Annotated in this window: 15 protein-coding genes; 12 read left to right on the forward strand and 3 right to left on the reverse strand. The window is 64.5% G+C overall.

Going from position 1 to position 17,340, the window contains the following annotated elements; translation table 11 throughout:
- The first annotated feature begins 73 nt into the window (after positions 1–73).
- The 4 genes from yajC (at position 74) to E3T35_RS00975 (ending at position 5,787) form a co-directional block, all read left to right on the forward strand.
- Positions 74–460 (forward strand): preprotein translocase subunit YajC, encoded by a 387-nt coding sequence (yajC, locus tag E3T35_RS00960; RefSeq protein WP_092340030.1) that lies wholly within the window; start codon positions 74–76, stop codon positions 458–460.
- 149 nt (positions 461–609) lie between these two features.
- Positions 610–2,331 (forward strand): protein translocase subunit SecD, encoded by a 1,722-nt coding sequence (gene secD, locus E3T35_RS00965; RefSeq protein ID WP_134377635.1) that lies wholly within the window; start codon positions 610–612, stop codon positions 2,329–2,331.
- The gene (gene secF / locus E3T35_RS00970; RefSeq protein WP_134377636.1) at positions 2,331–3,350 is read left to right on the forward strand and encodes a protein translocase subunit SecF; all 1,020 of its coding nucleotides are present in this window, start codon (positions 2,331–2,333) and stop codon (positions 3,348–3,350) included. The genes secD and secF overlap by 1 nt, the downstream gene beginning before the upstream one ends.
- 181 nt (positions 3,351–3,531) lie before the next feature.
- Positions 3,532–5,787, forward strand: a complete 2,256-nt coding sequence (locus tag E3T35_RS00975; RefSeq protein WP_134377637.1) for a bifunctional (p)ppGpp synthetase/guanosine-3',5'-bis(diphosphate) 3'-pyrophosphohydrolase — start codon at positions 3,532–3,534, stop codon at positions 5,785–5,787.
- Here E3T35_RS00975 and E3T35_RS00980 read toward each other — a convergent pair.
- From E3T35_RS00980 to E3T35_RS00990, 3 genes are all read right to left on the reverse strand, one after another.
- Entirely contained in the window at positions 5,784–6,398 is a 615-nt protein-coding gene (locus E3T35_RS00980; protein WP_134377638.1) for a type IV toxin-antitoxin system AbiEi family antitoxin, read from the reverse strand. The two genes, E3T35_RS00975 and E3T35_RS00980, sit on opposite strands and share 4 nt — an antisense overlap.
- A 116-nt stretch (positions 6,399–6,514) precedes the next feature.
- Positions 6,515–7,747, reverse strand: coding sequence for a DUF349 domain-containing protein (locus tag E3T35_RS00985; protein ID WP_134377639.1), 1,233 nt, complete (start codon positions 7,745–7,747; stop codon positions 6,515–6,517).
- 111 nt (positions 7,748–7,858) lie between these two features.
- A complete protein-coding gene (locus E3T35_RS00990; protein ID WP_134344038.1) occupies positions 7,859–8,659 on the reverse strand; it encodes a peptidylprolyl isomerase in 801 nt (266 codons plus the stop codon).
- 106 nt (positions 8,660–8,765) lie between these two features.
- Here E3T35_RS00990 and E3T35_RS00995 point away from each other — a divergent pair, with 106 nt between their 5' ends.
- The 8 genes from E3T35_RS00995 to E3T35_RS01030 all read left to right on the forward strand — a co-directional run bounded on the left by E3T35_RS00995 (position 8,766) and on the right by E3T35_RS01030 (position 17,336).
- Positions 8,766–10,106 (forward strand): replication-associated recombination protein A, encoded by a 1,341-nt coding sequence (locus tag E3T35_RS00995; RefSeq protein WP_134344037.1) that lies wholly within the window; start codon positions 8,766–8,768, stop codon positions 10,104–10,106.
- A 343-nt stretch (positions 10,107–10,449) separates the two neighbouring features.
- Positions 10,450–11,079 (forward strand): 30S ribosomal protein S4, encoded by a 630-nt coding sequence (rpsD, locus tag E3T35_RS01000; protein ID WP_092107727.1) that lies wholly within the window; start codon positions 10,450–10,452, stop codon positions 11,077–11,079.
- A gap of 98 nt (positions 11,080–11,177) precedes the next feature.
- Positions 11,178–11,549, forward strand: a complete 372-nt coding sequence (locus tag E3T35_RS01005; RefSeq protein ID WP_104090539.1) for a DUF948 domain-containing protein — start codon at positions 11,178–11,180, stop codon at positions 11,547–11,549.
- 83 nt (positions 11,550–11,632) lie between these two features.
- Entirely contained in the window at positions 11,633–11,866 is a 234-nt protein-coding gene (locus E3T35_RS01010) for a hypothetical protein (RefSeq protein ID WP_092340039.1), read from the forward strand.
- Positions 11,867–11,937: 71 nt separating this feature from the next.
- Positions 11,938–14,592 carry an alanine--tRNA ligase gene (gene alaS, locus E3T35_RS01015; protein ID WP_134377640.1) on the forward strand — a complete coding sequence of 885 codons (2,655 nt, stop codon included), beginning with the start codon at positions 11,938–11,940 and terminating at the stop codon, positions 14,590–14,592.
- 2 nt (positions 14,593–14,594) lie between these two features.
- Complete coding sequence (ruvX, locus tag E3T35_RS01020) at positions 14,595–15,065, forward strand: Holliday junction resolvase RuvX (RefSeq protein ID WP_092340041.1); 471 nt, start codon at positions 14,595–14,597, stop codon at positions 15,063–15,065.
- 2 nt (positions 15,066–15,067) lie between these two features.
- Positions 15,068–16,450 (forward strand): endolytic transglycosylase MltG, encoded by a 1,383-nt coding sequence (gene mltG / locus E3T35_RS01025; protein WP_241988681.1) that lies wholly within the window; start codon positions 15,068–15,070, stop codon positions 16,448–16,450.
- Positions 16,443–17,336 (forward strand): shikimate dehydrogenase, encoded by an 894-nt coding sequence (locus E3T35_RS01030; protein WP_134344035.1) that lies wholly within the window; start codon positions 16,443–16,445, stop codon positions 17,334–17,336. Before mltG ends, E3T35_RS01030 begins: the two co-directional genes overlap by 8 nt.
- Positions 17,337–17,340: the final 4 nt, after the last annotated feature.

The raw sequence follows: 17,340 nt of genomic DNA on the forward strand, positions 1-17,340 counted from the left end.
CTCTAGGCCCGCTGTCGGGTCTTCACTCGCAGCTTCGGCCACCCGCGCCGCAATCGAAAGGTTTCACCGCTCTATGGATTCTTTGACTCTCGTCATGCTGGCCGTCCTGGCCGTACTCGTCTTCTTCATGTTCCGCAACGGCCGCAAGCGCAAGAGGGACCAGGAGGCCCTGCAGGCCACCATGGTTCCCGGCGCCGACGTCATGACCAACTTCGGCATGTACGGCACGATCATTGCCATCGATGAAGAAGCCAACAAGGTCGAGCTGCAGATCGCGCCCGGCGTCATCGTCGAGATCCACCGCCAGACCATCGCTCGCGTGGTTGAGCCGGTTGTCGCCGACGAACTCGACGACGAGAGCGTTCAGGCCATCGACTCGCTGAACGAGCCGGAATTCGGCCAGCGCGTTGCCGACCTTGACACCGACACGACCGACCAGCCCAAAAAGGGTGACGCGTAGTCGTTTTTCGGCAGGCTTAGTTCGGTACGGCCTATTTCGTAGGGCATACTCGCTTGGCATGTTTATTTATTGCACGAAACGCACGTAATGCATCAAGCGGCGCGTCCACACACTTTGGTGTGGGCGCCAACAGAAAGCTGAGTTCATAGGTGGCTAAGTCGTCTCCGGTCAAGAAGGCCTGGCGTTCCCTGACCTGGCTTGGCGTGATTATCGTCGGCCTCATCGCCCTCAACGCGTTCGGTGTATTCACCCAGAACGGATCGTGGACGCCGAAACTGGCCCTCGACCTCGAGGGCGGAACCCAGATCATCCTCGCCCCGCAGGTGGAGAGTGGCGCGACAGTCACCTCGGAGCAGCTCGACGAGGCTGTTGGGATCATTCGACAGCGCATCAACTCGTCTGGAGTGTCGGAAACAGAAGTCAACACTCAGGGCGGTCGAAACATCGTCGTCTCGATTCCAGGCACCCCCGATGATGCCACCCTGGAGCGCATCAAGTCCTCGGCGAAACTCGAATTTCGGGCCGTACTCGTAGCCGGGCAGCCGTCCGGCCAGACCGTCGGGGCCGACGGCACGGCAACTCCGGCGCCGCAGGCGACGGTTGATCCGAGCCTGTCGACCACACCGGCCGTTGCACCGACCGACGCAAGCGACCTGAACTACGTCACCCCGGCTCTTCAGGCCGAGTACGACGCCTTCGATTGCAACAAGATCAACAGCACCAACGTGGCACCCGCCGACCAGCCCCTGATCACCTGTGAGACCGACGGCTCGGTCAAATACATCCTCGGCCCGGTCGAGGTCGACGGTTCCACGATCTCGGACGCGACCAACGGCCAGCGCACCACTCAAAACGGCGCGACCACCGGCGAGTGGGCCGTCAACATCGTCTTCAACAGCTCGGGAACCTCGAAGTTTGCAGACGTGACGACCCGCCTGTTCAGCCTGACCGGTGTGCAGAACCAGTTCGCCATCGTGCTCGACGGCCACGTGATTTCGGCCCCGGCCACCCAGGGCGCCATCCTCGACGGCAAGCCTCAGATCACCGGGTCTTTCGATCAGGAAAGTTCCAAGGCCCTGGCTGACCAGCTCAAGTTCGGTGCACTCCCGATCAGCTTCACCGTGCAGAGCCAGGACACCATCTCGGCAACGCTCGGTTCGACCCAGCTGCTCAACGGCCTCATCGCCGGCCTGATCGGTCTGATCCTCGTCGTCCTCTACTCACTCGCTCAGTACCGCCTGCTCGGTTTGGTCACCGTTGCGTCCCTCGGCGTGGCAGCGGTGATCACCTACCTGTTGATCACCATCTTGTCCTGGCGTGAAGGCTACCGTTTGTCACTGGCCGGCGTCGCCGGTTTGATCGTGGCCATCGGTATCACCGCCGACTCGTTCATCGTCTACTTCGAACGCGTCCGTGACGAGTTGCGTGATGGACGCGGGCTGGAGTCCTCGGTCGAGGCCGGCTGGAAGCGAGCCTTCCGCACCATCGTCGCCTCCGACGTCGTCAACTTCCTCGCCGCCGCCGTGCTGTTCGTGCTCGCCGTCGGCAACGTACGCGGCTTCGCCCTCACCCTGGGCCTCACCACCATCGTCGACCTCCTCGTGGTCAGTCTGTTCACCCACCCGATGCTGCAACTGACCGCCCAGACCAAGTTCTTCAACGAGGGCCACAAACTCAGCGGCCTTGATCCGCGAGCCCTCGGTGCTGTCTATCGTGGTCGAGCGCGGTTTGAACCCTCGGCTTCCGTGTCGGCGACCAAGGTCTCCTCCTCGAGTAAAGAGGCGGCGAAACGACAAACCATCGCGGAGCGCAAGGCTTCCGAGCTCGTGGGTACCAGCACTGATCGATCAACGGACGGGAAGGATTCCTGATGGCCAGCTTCTCGAAATTTGGAAATGACCTCTACACGGGCGCTCGTTCGCTGAACATCGTCGGGCGTCGCAAGCTGTGGTACCTGATCGCCGGCGGCATGATCCTGATCGCGCTGGTCGGCCCGTTCCTGCTGCGCGGCGGCTTCGTTTTCGGCATCGAGTTCACCGGCGGCAGCGAGTTCGTCGTCTCGCAGACGAGCAGCCAGTCAGAGACCACCGCAACGGATGCCGTTTCCAGCGTCGTTCCGAATGCCGTACCAAAGGTTTCCACCGTCGGCACCGATGGCGTTCGAGTACAGACCGACCAGCTGTCGGAAGGCGAGACGACCGGAGTGCGCGACGCATTGGCCACCGCCTACAACGTGTCCGTCAAGGAAGTCGCCACCTCCTTCATTGGCGCCACTTGGGGGCAGGACATCACCGGGCAGGCACTGCGTGCCCTGGTCGTGTTCCTCGTGCTCGCCGGCATCATCATGGCCATCTATTTCCGCACCTGGAAAATGTCCGTGGCGGCCATGGTCGCCCTGCTGCACGACCTGGTCATCACCGCGGGGTTCTACGGAATCACCGGTTTTGAAATCACACCCGCGGCCGTGATCGGATTCCTCACCATTTTGGGATATTCGCTCTACGACACCGTCGTGGTCTTCGACAAGATTCGTGAGAACACCAACTTCGACGGGTCCGGCTCGAGCCGGACCTTCTCCGAGTCGGTCAACCTCGCCGTGAACCAGACCCTCGTGCGCTCGATCAACACTTCCGTGGTCGCGGCTCTGCCCGTGGCATCCATTTTGTTTATCGGTGCGTTCGTCTTGGGTGCCGGCACGTTGCGCGACATCTCGCTCGCGCTGCTCATCGGAATTCTGGTCGGAACCTACTCGACCATCTTCATCGCATCACCGCTGTACGCCCAGCTGCGCAACAACGAGGACGCTATTCGCAAGCACGACAAGAAGGCCCTCGCTGCTCGCGCCAAGGCCTCGGCCCCGGCCGCTGCCGCTGCCAGCGTCACCGCCTAGTCAGCTCAGCTGGCACGACCGGAACGGCCAGTCCCTGCGGACTGGCCGTTTCTGCAGATGACTGGGTAGGCCCCGCACAGAGCGTTATGCCGGAGGCGTACGGACTGCGCCCTCGGAACCGGCATAATTGATGGAACGCAACCCCGCGTCTTTCGGCGGGCGTGACGCACGAGGTGAGACTATGACGGACACGACGACCCCCTCCCCGGCCTCGCTGCGCCGTCTGGTTCCTCGCATCTTCTCTCGGGCCCAGCCCGCCGGTGCTGTTGACCGCCTGATCAAGACGGTGCGGTTGAACCACCCGAAGGTCGACCTGTCGATCATCGAACGCGCGTATACCGCCGCCGAGCGAGCGCACGACGGACAGCTGCGTCGCAGCGGCGAGCCGTACATCACCCACCCAGTCGCCGTGGCGCAGATTCTGGCCGACCTGGGCATCGGTACCAAAACCATTGCGGCCGCCCTGCTGCACGACACCGTCGAAGACACCGATTACACCCTCGACGCCCTGCGGGCCGACTTCGGCGATGAAATCGCCATGCTCGTCGATGGTGTCACCAAGCTCGACAAGGTGAAGTACGGCGACTCGACCCAGGCCGAAACCGTGCGCAAGATGATCGTCGCGATGTCCAAGGACATTCGCGTCCTCATTATCAAACTTGCCGACCGGCTACACAACGCCCGCACCTGGGGCTTCGTTCCCAACGAATCCGCCGTGCGCAAGGCCACCGAGACCCTGGAGATCTACGCCCCTCTCGCGCACCGCCTGGGGATCCAGACGATCAAGTGGGAACTCGAGGACCTCTCCTTTGCGGTGCTGTACCCCAAGCTCTACGCCGAAATTGAAAGCCTGGTCAAGCAGCGTACTCCGCAGCGCGAAGAGTTCGTTCAACAGATCATCGACACCATCAACGACGATCTCAAATCGGCGCGCATTCGCGGCAAGGTTGCCGGTCGCCCCAAACAGTACTACTCGATCTACCAGAAAATGGTCGTGCGCGGCCGCGATTTCGACGAGATCTACGACCTCGTCGGTATCCGCGTGCTCGTGAACTCGGTGCGGGACTGCTACGCGGTGCTGGGATCCATCCATGCCCGCTGGACGCCGCTGCCCGGCCGGTTCAAGGACTATATTGCCACCCCGAAGTTCAACCTGTACCAGTCCCTGCACACCACCGTGCTCGGGCCGAGCGGTCGCGCGGTAGAAATTCAGATTCGCACGACCGAAATGCACCAGCGTGCCGAATTCGGCGTCGCCGCGCACTGGAAGTACAAGGAGCAGGTCAACGGCAAGAGCGCTGGCGGACCCGGCCCGCAGAGCGATACCGATATGGCTTGGCTCGCCCATATTTCTGACTGGCAGGCCGAAACGGCCGACCCAGGCGAGTTCCTGGACTCCCTGCGGTACGAGATCGGTGCCAAAGAGGTTTACGTCTTCACGCCGAAGGGCCGGGTCATTGGCCTCCCGTCCGGCGCGACCCCGGTCGACTTTGCCTATGCGGTGCACACCGAGGTGGGACACCGCACCATGGGAGCCAAGGTCAACGGCCGGTTGGTGCCGTTGGAGAGCGAGCTGATCACCGGCGACGTGGTCGAGGTGTTCACCTCGAAAAACCCCGACTCCGGCCCGAGCAAAGACTGGCTGAACTTCGTCAAGAGCCCCAGGGCCCGCAACAAGATTCGGCAATGGTTCACCAAGGAACGCCGCGACGAGGCCATCGAGCAGGGCCGGGACGCGATCGCCCGCGCCATGCGCAAGCAGAACCTTCCGCTGCAGAAGCTGATGAACCAGGACTCGTTCGCGGAGGTCGCGGCTCAGCTTAAGTACGAAGATGTGTCGGCGCTTTATGCCGCCGTCGGTGAAGGTCACGTTTCAACCCAGTCAGTGCTCGAGAAGGTCGTCTCTTCGGTACAGAGCATCGAAGACAACGACAGCAACGACTTTCCGGTCGCCGCGCGCGGACGGCCGCAGACCACCCGCAACGGAGATTCCGGAGTGCTGGTGCGCGGTGCACCGGACATTCTGGTCAAACTGGCCCGCTGCTGCACCCCGGTGCCCGGCGACAAAATCGTCGGATTCGTCACGCGCGGCGCAGGCGTCTCTGTGCATCAGGCCGCCTGCCACAATGTGCAGTCGCTGCTCAAAGAACCCGAGCGCATGATCGAGGTCGAGTGGGCGCCAACCTCGAAGAGTCTGTTCCTCGTGCACATCCAAATCGAAGCCCTTGACCGCTCCGGTCTGCTCTCCGACGTCACCCGGGTCTTGTCGGAGCACCACGTGAACATTCTCTCTGCCACCGTCAACACGTCGAGCGATCGCCTCGCGCTCAGCCGCTTCGTCTTTGAGATGGGGGACACCACCCACCTCGACCGCGTACTCAATGCCGTGCGTCGTATCGATGCCGTGTACGACGTGTACCGGGTTAGCGACGGCTAACCTGCGGTACTGCGCGCGCAGCCCTGCTGGCGCAGCGCAAACAGTGGTGCGCTGACGGCCGTGAAGCGCGCGACAGCGAGAGCGCTGTGAGCGGGGCTGCCTCGCTTGCAGAGGCGGATGGCGGCCGACACGTCGGGGTACTGGCCGTAGTGCAGGAGGCGGGCCAGGAGGGCACTCAGCTCTGACGTGGTCGATGGTGACACCGTCGGCGGTGAAACCGCATAGCGGGCGAGATCGACGGCGGTGCGCAGGGGTGTGGTGACCCGCACCCCCGAGATGGTGCGCACGTCATCGGGCGTTCGCACAATTTCACGCACCGATGCCCGAGCCGACCACAGAGTGGTGGTACGCGCGCCGATCAATACACAGAACTGGTGGCGCCGCGGCTCCGGCGTGACGCCGTAGATCCACGCGGCGGTGAGCTGTTCGGCGATGGCGCGGGGCGGGACCAGCTGGCCGGCGGCGATTGCGCGGGTATCGCATCCGTCTATTTCATCGATCACGCACCAGGAGTCCGCGATCTGAAAGACCTGGCCGTCGAGGCGGGCGGCGTAGAGCTCGGCCAGTGGCAGGTCGTTGAGGGTGAGCGGTCGCCCCGGTGGATTCGTCATGCCACCAGAGTGACGCTTAACCAGGTCCAGGCCCCCGAAGGAGCCTGGATCTGTGGAGAAGCTGGTTGCGTGCGCCGAGTGTGGATAACTAAGTGCCTGCGTGCAAGTGCTGCCGGTTACTGGCCGATTGCCTTGAGCCAGGCCTTACGGGCCTCGAGCGCTTCGGTGGCGTCCTTGATGGCCCGGGCGTTCTGACCCTTCTGCGCGGTAGCCAGCTCGGCCTCGAGCTTGGCGATCGCGTCGTTCAGCTGCCCGGCCAGACCCTCGGTACGAGCCTTGGTCTCGGGGTTGTTGCGCTTCCAGTGATCGTCATCGAGCTTGCGCACGACGGCTTCCACCTTGCGCAGGCGATCCTCGATCGGCTTGACCTGATCCCGCGGGACCTTGCCGATGTCATCCCACTTGCGCTGGATCAAGGTGAGCGTGTCGCGAGCGGCGTTGCGGTCGGTGGTAGTGAGCAGGGTCTCGGCCTGCGTGAGCAATTCGAGTTTGAGTACCAGGTTCGCCGAGAACTCCTCGTTGTCCTGGGCTTCAACTTCACTCTTAACGGCGTAGAGCACGTCGCCGGCAGCTTTGAACTTGGCCCACATGGCGTCGTCCTGTTTCTTGCCGCTGCGGCCAGCTTTCTTCCACTCATCGAGCAGGTTGCGATACGACGAAACCCCATCGGCACCCTGGGGGGCGAGGGCCTCAGCCTGTTCGATCAGGTGCTGCTTCTTGGTCCGCACGTCTTTATGGGCGCTGTCGAGCTCGGCGAAGAACGCCTTACGGTTCTGCTCGATCGTGGTGCGTGCGGCCCGGAAGCGCTTCCACAGATCGTTGGCCTCGCCCTTGGGAATGCGCGGGGCGTCGTGCTGGTGTGCCTGCCACTTGGCGAACAGCGCGTCAAGAGCGGCGCTGGTCTGCTTCCACTGCGTCTTGGCCGGATCTTCGGCGGCGAGACGCTCGGCCTCGGTCACGATCTCGGCCCGCTCAGCGACGGCGGCAGCGGATGCGGCCTTGGTTTCGAGGCTCTGCTGCTCGGTGAGCTCACTGACAGCACCGCCGAGAGCGCCGAGGCGCTCGGCCAGGGCGGCAAGGTTTCCGACCGCGTTGGCATTGGCGACGGCAACTTTGAGGTTGGCGACCGACTTGGCGATGTCTGCGGCCGGAGCGCCACCCTTCGCACGTTGCTCGAGCAGGGTAACCTGCCCGTTGAGCTCAACGTACTTACGCTCGAAGTAGGCCAGGGCCTCTTCCGGAGTGGCATCCGGATACTGACCGACGGCGCGTTCGCCGTCTGCCTCGCGCACGTAAACCGTGCCGGTTTCGTCTACGCGACCCCATGGTTGCTGATCTGTCGTAGTCAAGAGCCTCACCTTTGCTGAGTTGTTGTGTGTGGATCCGCGGGAGTGAAGAGTGCGGAACCTAAGAAATACCCTGATAAGCCTATTGCAATAGCGCAGGGGTGACGATCGATCCTACTGAAGTGTTAAGCCCGTGATCGTCGTTGGCACCGTCGGGGCGCCGTCGCCGGAGCCGTCCGCGGTGCCGGCATCCGTGATCTGGGCCTTGAGCTCGTCCAGTCCGCTCGTGACGTGACCGAGCACGGTGTAGCCGCCGCCCGCGTCGGAGGGGATAGTCGTGTCGTCGTAGACCACGAAGAATTGGCTTCCCATGCTGTATCCGTTGCCGCCCTGGCGAGCCATGGCGAGGGTACCGGCCGGGTAGACGTTATCGGCCGGAGCGTTTTCGACCGGACCATAGCTGTAACCGGGACCGCCGGATCCGTCGCCGGCGGGATCGCCGCACTGCAGCACGAAGAAGCCGCCGTCGGTTAGGCGGTGGCAGCTCACGCCGGTATAGAACCCGCTCTGGGCGAGGCTGACCGTGGACGAGACGCCCTGGGGCGCGCGCGCACCGTCCAGCTCGATGCCGAGGTTGACATCGTTGAGGCTCAGGGTGCCGGTCCAGGTGCGCCCCTCGGCGATAGTGCTTGCGGGCACGTCGCCGGTGTTGGCACCGGCCGCTGCCGTGGGGGTCGGCGTTGGACTGGACGTTGCAGCTGCCGTCGGCGCCGGGGTACCCGGGCCGCCAGCGAAGTAGAACACCTGGGCGATCACGATCAAGGTCAGCACCACGAGGAGTCCGCCACCGGCGATCAGGTTGTCCCGCACGCGCCGCTTCGTCTGGTGCTCGTGCACCGCCCGTCGGGCCTGGTAAGAACGAACACGTCCGCGCTCTTCACGTGCCGCACGCTCGAGCTTGTAATTCGAAGCCACTTGGAACCCCTCCAGGGCCGTCGGGGTTGGCGACGACCGGACAAAACGTGACCGTACGCCAACGCGGCCGACCTCGTAGAACTCTCTCACAAACTACGCTGGAGGAATGTCGGATGCTCAACAGGGTCTGCGGAGTGGCCAGGCCCCCCTCGCCGTACGAATGCGCCCGAAAACCCTGGACGAGGTGGCCGGCCAGCGTCATCTGCTCACCCCGGGGTCGCCCCTGGTCAGTCTGGCCAGCGACAAGACCGGGGAGCGCGGCAGCGTATCGGTCATTCTCTGGGGACCGCCCGGAACCGGCAAGACCACGCTCGCGCAGGCGATCGCGCACAGTTCCGGACGTCGTTTCGTCGAACTCTCTGCCGTGACGGCCGGCGTGCGCGACGTGCGGCAGGTGATGGAAGACGCCCGAACCAACCGCGACCTCTACGGTCTCGCGACGGTGCTGTTTCTCGATGAGATCCACCGATTCTCCAAGGCCCAGCAAGACACGCTACTGCCAGGGGTCGAGAACGGCGTCGTCATCCTGGTCGCCGCGACGACCGAAAATCCGTCGTTCTCGATCATTTCGCCCCTGCTGTCTCGTTCTCTGCTGCTCACCCTCGAAGTTCTCAGCGACGACGACCTTGGCATCGTCGTCGATCGTGCCGTCACGGATGCGCGCGGGTTGGCCGACCGGTTCGAACTCGAGTCAGAGGCCCGCGGCGCGATCATTCGCCTGGCCTCCGGGGATGCGCGGCGGGCCCTGACGGCGCTGGAAGCGGCATCCGTTTCGGCGGAATCGACGCTCGAACCCGGCGCAACCGGCAAGCCCGTCATCACGACCGACATCGTCTCGCTCGCCGTTGATCGTGCGCTGCTGCGCTATGACCGCAATGGCGACGAGCACTACGACGTGATCAGCGCGTTCATCAAATCGGTGCGCGGCAGTGACGTCGACGCCGCGCTGCACTATCTGGCGCGCATGATCGAGGCCGGCGAAGACCCGCGCTACATCTGTCGCCGCATCATCGTCCTCGCCTCCGAAGACATCGGCATGGCCGACCCGCAATCGCTCCTCATCGCTGTCGCCGCCGCCGATGCCGTCGCGCTGATCGGCATGCCTGAGGGGCGGATCCCGCTCGCCCAGGCCGTTGTGCACCTCGCGACCGCCCCCAAGTCGAACGCGGCCTACATGGCGCTCGATGCTGCCATAGCGGATGTCCGCGCCGGCAAGATGGGCCGCGTGCCCAAGGGCATGCGCGACGCGCACTACCCGGGCGCCAAACGACTCGGCCACGGCAAGGGCTACGTCTACCCGCACAATGACCCGCTCGGAGTGGTCACTCAGCAATACCCCCCAACGGAGCTGAAATCCACCCGCTATTACGAGCCGACCGAGCACGGCCACGAGCGCGATATCTCCGCCCGCCTCCTAAAAATCCGCCGCATAGTCCGCAACGAATAGATTCGTGACTCAGCTCTGAACTTGCGGCGGCGGGGGGATTCTCCGCGGGGTTGCGAGTTTCGCGGAGTGTCCTGCGCACCCGCGATGTTTGAGCGAGGAGCGGATGATCCCTCGACGACGCCCGCCTCGGGAACGCGAGGCGAAGCATCCGCTCTGTGCTAACCTTGACTCTGCCTACAACTGCTTTCGGCATGCGGCTGCGTCCGTTTCCAGTTTGGAGGGGTTTCGTTCTGTAGCCGAACGTCCCATGGCACCCAATCCTCTGATCTCCCATGACGTTTGTGCTGTAGAAACACGCACTCGCCCTGGTATCCCTGTTATTGAGTCCGATTGAAAGGAAACCGTGTCTACCAAGTCACGTACCCGCAGTAAAACTCGCCTCTCGCGCGCCCTGGGCATTGCCCTCACGCCGAAGGCAGCCCGCTTCCTTGAGAAGCGCCCCTATGCACCCGGTGAGCACGGCCGCACCAAGCGCAAGACCGATTCGGACTATGCCGTTCGTCTGCGCGAAAAGCAGCGCTTACGCGCCCAGTACGGCATCCGCGAAGCCCAGCTCAAGATTGCCTTCGAGCAGGCTCGTCGTCGTCAGGGACTGACCGGTGAGAACCTCGTAGAGATCCTCGAGACGCGTCTCGACGCCCTCCTCGTGCGTTCGGCCATCGCCCGCACCACCGCTCAGGCTCGCCAGATGATCGTGCACCGTCACATCCTCGTCGACGGAGAGCTCGTCGACCGGCCCTCCTTCCGCGTGAAGCCGGGCCAGCTCATGCACGTCAAGGCTCGCAGCGAGGGCATGGAGCCCTTCCAGGTTGCAGCAGCCGGCGGCCACGTCGACCTGCTTCCCAAGCTCCCGCCGTACCTCGAGGTAGAGCTCGACAAGCTCCAGGCCCGCCTCGTGCGCGCCCCGAAGCGCATCGAGATCCCCGTGACCTGTGAAGTTCAGCTCGTCGTGGAGTACTACGCAGCTCGCTAGTCCAACCGGTACGCTGAAGGGCGGATCACCTCAGGGTGATCCGCCCTTTTTTGTATACCCGGGCTCCGCAGGGGCCCCTCGAACTGAGTGGAGTCACCGTGTCAGGTGGAGATATTGCCGGCCTCATCGCCGCCGGCGTGTTCGCGATTCTGGTCGCTGTCATCGCTATTCCCTTGGTCAAACTGGGCCGCGTGTTCGATGAGACCACGGCCGCCATCCATGAACTCAGCGAGGGAATCACCCCGATGCTGACCGAGACGACCGAGACCATCCGTTCTACCAACCAGCAACTGGCCAGGGTCGACACCATCACGAGCAACGTAGCGGATGTCACCGGCAACGTCTCGGCGCTGGTCGCGTTGTTCGCGGCCACGGTCGGCGGGCCGCTGATCAAGCTCGCCGGTTTCTCAGCCGGCGTCCGGGCGGCCTTTCGCGCCGGGCGGCCGCGGCCTCGGCGTAATCGGGGTTGACCGGCTACTCTGGAGACGGCGCTGATATTCTCGCGCCCGACTTATCGATAGCTACGGCTAGACCAGATTCAGGGAGAAGTGCCATGAAGAACGTCATCTGGTTGGTCATCGGCGTGGCCGCGGGCTTCGTGGTGGCCCACGAGGTCAACAAGACCCAGCAGGGCAAGCAGTTCTTCACGGAACTTGACACCAAGGCCCGCGAGTTCGGCGAGGCCATCTCGGAGGGCTACCGCCAGCGCGAGGCCGAGCTGCACGCCGCGCTCGGCGACGTCGCCGCTGATGCCGCGGGTGACGCGCCGGCGGCCAGCGCGCCGTAGGCATCCGCTCGACTCAGGCATACCGTTTCACCGCACCACCACATTCATGCACGACAAAAGCTACGGACACCATGCAGACTGCTGACATTCGCGGGCGCTGGCTCGACTTCTTCGCCGATCGTGGACACACCGTTGTGCCGTCCGCGTCACTGGTGAGCGACGACCCCACCCTTCTCTTCACCGTGGCCGGCATGGTGCCGTTCGTGCCGTACCTCACCGGGCTCGTTCCGGCGCCGTACCCGCGCGCCACGAGTGTGCAAAAATGTATCCGTACCAACGACATCGAAGAGGTCGGAAAGACCCCGCGGCACGGCACTTTCTTTCAGATGAACGGCAACTTCAGCTTTGGCGATTACTTCAAGGAAGAAGCCATCGGCTTCGCCTGGGAGCTGCTGACCACGCCGGAGAACCAGGGCGGTTACGGCTTTCGCGAAAGCGACCTGTGGGTCACCATCTACCTCGACGACGACGAGGCCTACCGCTACTGGCGGGCCATTGGCGTGCCGGACAATCGCATCCAGCGCCTCGGTATGGAATCCAACTACTGGTCCACGGGCCAGCCAGGCCCGGCCGGCCCCTGTTCGGAGATCTTCTTCGATCGCGGCCCCGCCTACGGCGCCGACGGCGGCCCGGCCACTGACGACGACCGGTACGTCGAAATCTGGAACCTCGTCTTTATGCAGTACCTGCGCGGCGAAAGCACCGGCAAGAGCGATTTCAAGATTCTCGGCGACCTGCCGAGGAAGAACATCGACACCGGCATGGGCTTGGAACGCGTTGCGTTCCTCAAACAGGGCGTCGAGAACATGTATGAGATCGACCAGGTTCGCCCGGTGCTCGATCGTGCCGCGGCCCTGTCTGGCCGCCGTTACGGCGCCGACCACGACGACGACGTGCGCATGCGCATCGTCGCCGACCACGTACGCTCCTCCCTCATGCTGATGAGCGACGGCGTCATGCCGTCCAACGAGGGCCGCGGCTATATCCTCCGCCGCCTGCTGCGTCGCAGCGTGCGCGCCATGCGCCTGCTCGGCGTCGACACGGTGAGCCTGCCCGAACTGCTGCCTGCCTCCCGCGACGCGATGAGCGCAGCCTACCCCGAGGTCAAGAGCGACTTCGGGCGCATCAGCCAGGCCGCGTTTGCCGAGGAAGAAACCTTCTTGCGCACCCTCGCGAGCGGTAGCGCCGTGCTCGACCTGGCCGTGGCGAAGACTAAGAAGGCCAACAAGACTGAGCTCGCCGGCCCGACTGCGTTCCTGCTGCACGACACCTACGGGTTCCCGATCGAGATCACCCTCGAGATCGCCGAAGAAGCCGGCCTCAACGTCAATCGGGACGCCTTCGACGTGCTCATGACCAAGCAGCGCACCATGGCCAAGGCCGACGCGAAGTCCAAGAAGACAACTCTGGCCGACCTCGGTGTTTACAGCGCCTTCCGCGCCCTCGGTGAGACGGTTTTCACCGGGTATGACGACCTGCAGAATGAGTCGAGCGTGCTCGGCCTCATCGTGGACGGTGAGTCCGTCACGAGCGCGGTTGCCGGTGAAACCGCCGAAGTCATCCTCGCCGAGACGGCCCTCTGGGCCGAATCCGGCGGGCAGGAAGCGGATGCCGGCCTCATCGTTGGTCCCGGCTACGAGCTCAAGGTGCTCGACGTGCAAAAGCCGGTCAAGGGTCTGATCAGCCACAAGGTGCTCGTGCAGTCCGGCGAGGTCGGTGTCGGCGACAGCGCCACAAGCGTGGTCGACGAGAGTTGGCGTCGCGGCGCCCGCCAGGCGCACTCCGGTACCCACGTTCTGCATGCCGCCCTGCGCCAGGTTCTCGGCCCGAACGCGCACCAGTCCGGCTCGTACAACAAAGCCGGGTTCTTTCGCCTCGACTTCTCCTGGAACCAGGCGTTGTCACTGGCGACCCGAACCGAGATCGAAGAAATCTCCAACAACGCCATCCGCGACAACCTGCCGGTGACCACGCGAGAATTGCCCCTCGCCGAGGCGAAGGCGCTCGGTGCCATGGCACTGTTCGGCGAAAAGTACGGCGATGTCGTGCGCGTCGTCGACATCGGCGGCCCCTGGTCGCGCGAACTCTGCGCCGGCACCCACGTCTCCAGCAGTGCCGAGATCGGCATGATCAACCTGATCAGCGAGGCCTCGGTCGGTTCGGCGAACCGCCGCGTCGAATCCCTCGTCGGACTGGAAGCGTTCCGTGATCTCGCCGCCGAACGCACCCTCGTGTCGCAGCTCACTTCGAGCCTGAAGATGCCGCGCGACCAGCTGCCCGAGCGCATCAGCGACCTCGTGACGAGCCTCAGGGCGGCCGAGAAGAAGATCGCCGCCTTCGAAGCCCGCGCGCTGACCGACCGAGTGCCCGCACTGTTGGCAACGGCTCGCCGGGTCGGCGCAGTGACCGTTGTTGCCGAAGACCTCGGTGTGCTCGGTTCTCCCGACGACGTTCGGATGCTGGCCCTGGCCACGCGGGAACGTCTCGGTACCGACGCGGTCGTCGTGGCGCTCTCGGCGATCGCCGCCGACAAGCCTGTCGTGATCGTCGCCACCAACCAGGCCGCTCGCGATGCTGGGCACAAGGCCGGTGCCCTCGCCAAGACTGTTGCCGGAATTCTCGGCGGCGGTGGTGGTGGCAAGGACGACCTGGCCCAGGGCGGCGGCCCCAACGGCGACGCCATCCCGGCTGCGCTGCAGGCCGTCGTCGCCGCGATCAGCCGCTAACGATGCGCTCCGGAGTTCGGGTCGGCGTCGACGTCGGGAAGGTGCGCATCGGGCTGGCCCGCAGTGATAACCACGGCATGCTCGCCACACCGGTCGAAACCGTCGCCCGCGACCAGGCCGGTCTGACCGATCTCGCGCGCATTCGCGCCGTAGTGCAGGAGTTTGACGCCGTCGAGGTCATCGTGGGCCTGCCGCTGGCCCTGTCGGGAAACGTGACCGCTTCAACCGACGACGCGATCGATTTCGCCGACCGGCTCGCCCGAACCTTCAAGGTGCCGGTGCGCCTGGTCGACGAGCGACTCTCTACCGTGTCAGCACAGTCGGCGCTGCGGGCATCCGGTCGCTCAGCCAAAACGCAAAGGCCAGTGATTGATCAGGTGGCCGCGACTATCATTCTGCAACACGCGCTCGACAGTGAGCGTGCCTCGGGGCGGCCGCCAGGGTCGCCCGTCGAACCGACCGAGAGGCCGTAACCGTGCCGAGTTCCACCCCGGAAGAGCCGCTACCGAGCCGCCGTCAGTTGCGCGCGCAACAGGCCGCGGCGGAGCAGGCAGCCGCGCAGCAGCCAGCAACCGAACAGGTGGTCGCTGGCGAGATTCAGGCCGTACCGCCCGGTGCCGCCGTCGCCCCGGAGGCACCGCTACTCTGGCGACTTTCCCGCGAAGCAGTCGTGCCCGCGGGCGCCGCCACCGACTTCCTGACGGCGAACGAGAGCAATGATTCCGGCCGCGATCGTGCTCAGCGTCGTTCGCTGCTCGCTGACGAACCGCCGCGAGAAAAGCGCAGTCATAAGGGTGCCTGGGGCTGCCTGATCATCTTCGTTGTGCTGGCAGCCCTCGTGGCCGGAGCGTACCTCTTTCTCCAGGGACCCATCTCGCAAATCATCGCGGCCACGCAGGGGCCCGCCGATTTCAACGCCGAGGAAGCCGCCACCGGTAAGGACATCATCGTGATGATCCACGACGGTGACGGCGGCTCGGAGATTACCAATACCCTCGTCGACCAGGGCGTGGTGAAAAGCTTCGACGCGTTCTACGCGATTCTGCTGCAGACCAAACCCGAACCCGTCTTCCAGCCCGGCGCCTATCAGCTGAAAACGAAAATGGTGGCGAGCACGGCCCTCGACGCCCTGCTCGACGACGGCACGAGGCTGAGCGAGACCGTGGTGGTGCCCGAGGGCACCGCAACCGTCGACGTCTTGCAGTCGATCTCCGAGGGAACCGATATTCCCCTCGCCGATCTGCAAGCCGCAGCAGCGAACGTCGCCTCGTTCGGGCTCCCCCCCGAAGCAACCACCCTCGAAGGATTCCTCTTTCCCGCCACGTACACGTTCTCGCCGGGCGACACAGCACAGGTGGCCCTTCAGGTGATGGTGAACCGGCAGTTCGAGGCCCTCGACACGGCTGGGGTCGCGGTCGCAGACCGTTGGTCGACCATCGTGTTCGCCTCACTCATTCAGCGAGAGGCGGGCCTGCGCGACGACTACTACAAGGTGTCGCGGGCCTTCCTCAACCGGCTGGACCCGACCCAGTGGGAAAGCGGCCTGCTGCAGTCCGACGCGACCGTCGCCTACGGCACCGGAAACACCCATCTCGTCACCACGACCAACGCCGAACGCGCAGATGCCGGCAATCTCTACAACACGTATGTGCATCCCGGCATGGTCGTCGGCCCCATCTCGAACCCGGGCGACCTCGCCATTGACGCCGCCCTGCACCCGGTTGACGGTCCCTGGTTGTTCTTCGTGACCGTCAACCTCGATACCGGCGAGACGGTGTTCTCCACCACCGTGGCAGAACACGACGCCGCGGTCGTCGTTTGGCAGAACTGGATGAGGGAGCACCCCGAATATGGATAGCCTCAGCTCGAACCGCCTTGCGGTGCTTGGTTCGCCGATCAAGCATTCCCGTTCGCCGCTGCTGCACCGGGCCGCCTACCGTCAGTTGGGCCTCGATTGGTCTTACGATGCGGTCGAGGTGAAGACCGGCTCCCTGGCCATGTTCCTGAGCAAAGTCGGGCCGGAATGGCGCGGTCTGTCACTGACTATGCCGCTCAAGCAGGAGGTTCTGCCGTTCATCGACGACTGCGATCGGGTGGCCCAGCTGACCGGATCGGTCAACACCGTGCTGCTGCGCCGGGTCGAGGGACGCGGCACGCTGAGTGGCTACAACACGGACGTTGCGGGGCTGGTGCGTGCCCTTGCCGAGAGTGGAGTCACCCACGCGGCGCACGTGACCCTGCTCGGAGCCGGCGCGACAGCGGCATCCGCTCTGATGGCGGCAGCCGAACTCGGCGCTGAATTCGTCACGGTCCTCATGCGGGATGCGGTCAAGGCGCAGCCGCTGATCGAGCTCGGCCGGACACTTGGCGTGGTCGTTGACCTGCAGGATTTCGGCGGCGTCACCCGGGTCGACAGCGACGTCGTGATCAGCACTCTGCCCGGGGGGACCGTGCTCCCGACGCCGCTGCCGCTCGAACTGCGTGAACGGGCCGTCTTGTTCGACGTCGCCTATTCACCGTGGCCGAGCGGAGTCGCCTCGTCCTGGCAGGCCGCTGGGGGCACGGTGCTGAACGGGCTCGGGATGCTTCTGCACCAGGCCCTAATCCAGGTACGGGTGTTCGTCACCGCCGACCCGTTTGAACCGTTACCCGACGAGCCGGCAGTGCTGGCGGCCATGCGCGGCGCGCTGACCCGCGACCCTGGTCCCAGCGACGCCGACCCCCACCTTGTTGTGGAAAGATAGGAAG

Origin of the sequence: Cryobacterium sp. TMT1-2-2, from assembly GCF_004403505.1 — a bacterium.
Classification (GTDB): Bacteria; Actinomycetota; Actinomycetes; order Actinomycetales; family Microbacteriaceae; genus Cryobacterium; species Cryobacterium flavum.

Excerpts from the sequence above, each read along its gene's own strand:
- yajC (WP_092340030.1), top strand. The coding sequence starts at position 74 with ATGGATTCTTTGACTCTCGTCATGCTGGCCGTCCTGGCCGTACTCGTC.
- secF (WP_134377636.1), top strand. The coding sequence starts at position 2,331 with ATGGCCAGCTTCTCGAAATTTGGAAATGACCTCTACACGGGCGCTCGT.
- E3T35_RS00975 (WP_134377637.1), top strand. The coding sequence starts at position 3,532 with ATGACGGACACGACGACCCCCTCCCCGGCCTCGCTGCGCCGTCTGGTT.
- E3T35_RS00980 (WP_134377638.1), bottom strand. The coding sequence starts at position 6,398 with ATGACGAATCCACCGGGGCGACCGCTCACCCTCAACGACCTGCCACTG.
- E3T35_RS00995 (WP_134344037.1), top strand. The coding sequence starts at position 8,766 with ATGTCGGATGCTCAACAGGGTCTGCGGAGTGGCCAGGCCCCCCTCGCC.
- E3T35_RS01010 (WP_092340039.1), top strand. The coding sequence starts at position 11,633 with ATGAAGAACGTCATCTGGTTGGTCATCGGCGTGGCCGCGGGCTTCGTG.
- alaS (WP_134377640.1), top strand. The coding sequence starts at position 11,938 with ATGCAGACTGCTGACATTCGCGGGCGCTGGCTCGACTTCTTCGCCGAT.
- ruvX (WP_092340041.1), top strand. The coding sequence starts at position 14,595 with ATGCGCTCCGGAGTTCGGGTCGGCGTCGACGTCGGGAAGGTGCGCATC.
- E3T35_RS01030 (WP_134344035.1), top strand. The coding sequence starts at position 16,443 with ATGGATAGCCTCAGCTCGAACCGCCTTGCGGTGCTTGGTTCGCCGATC.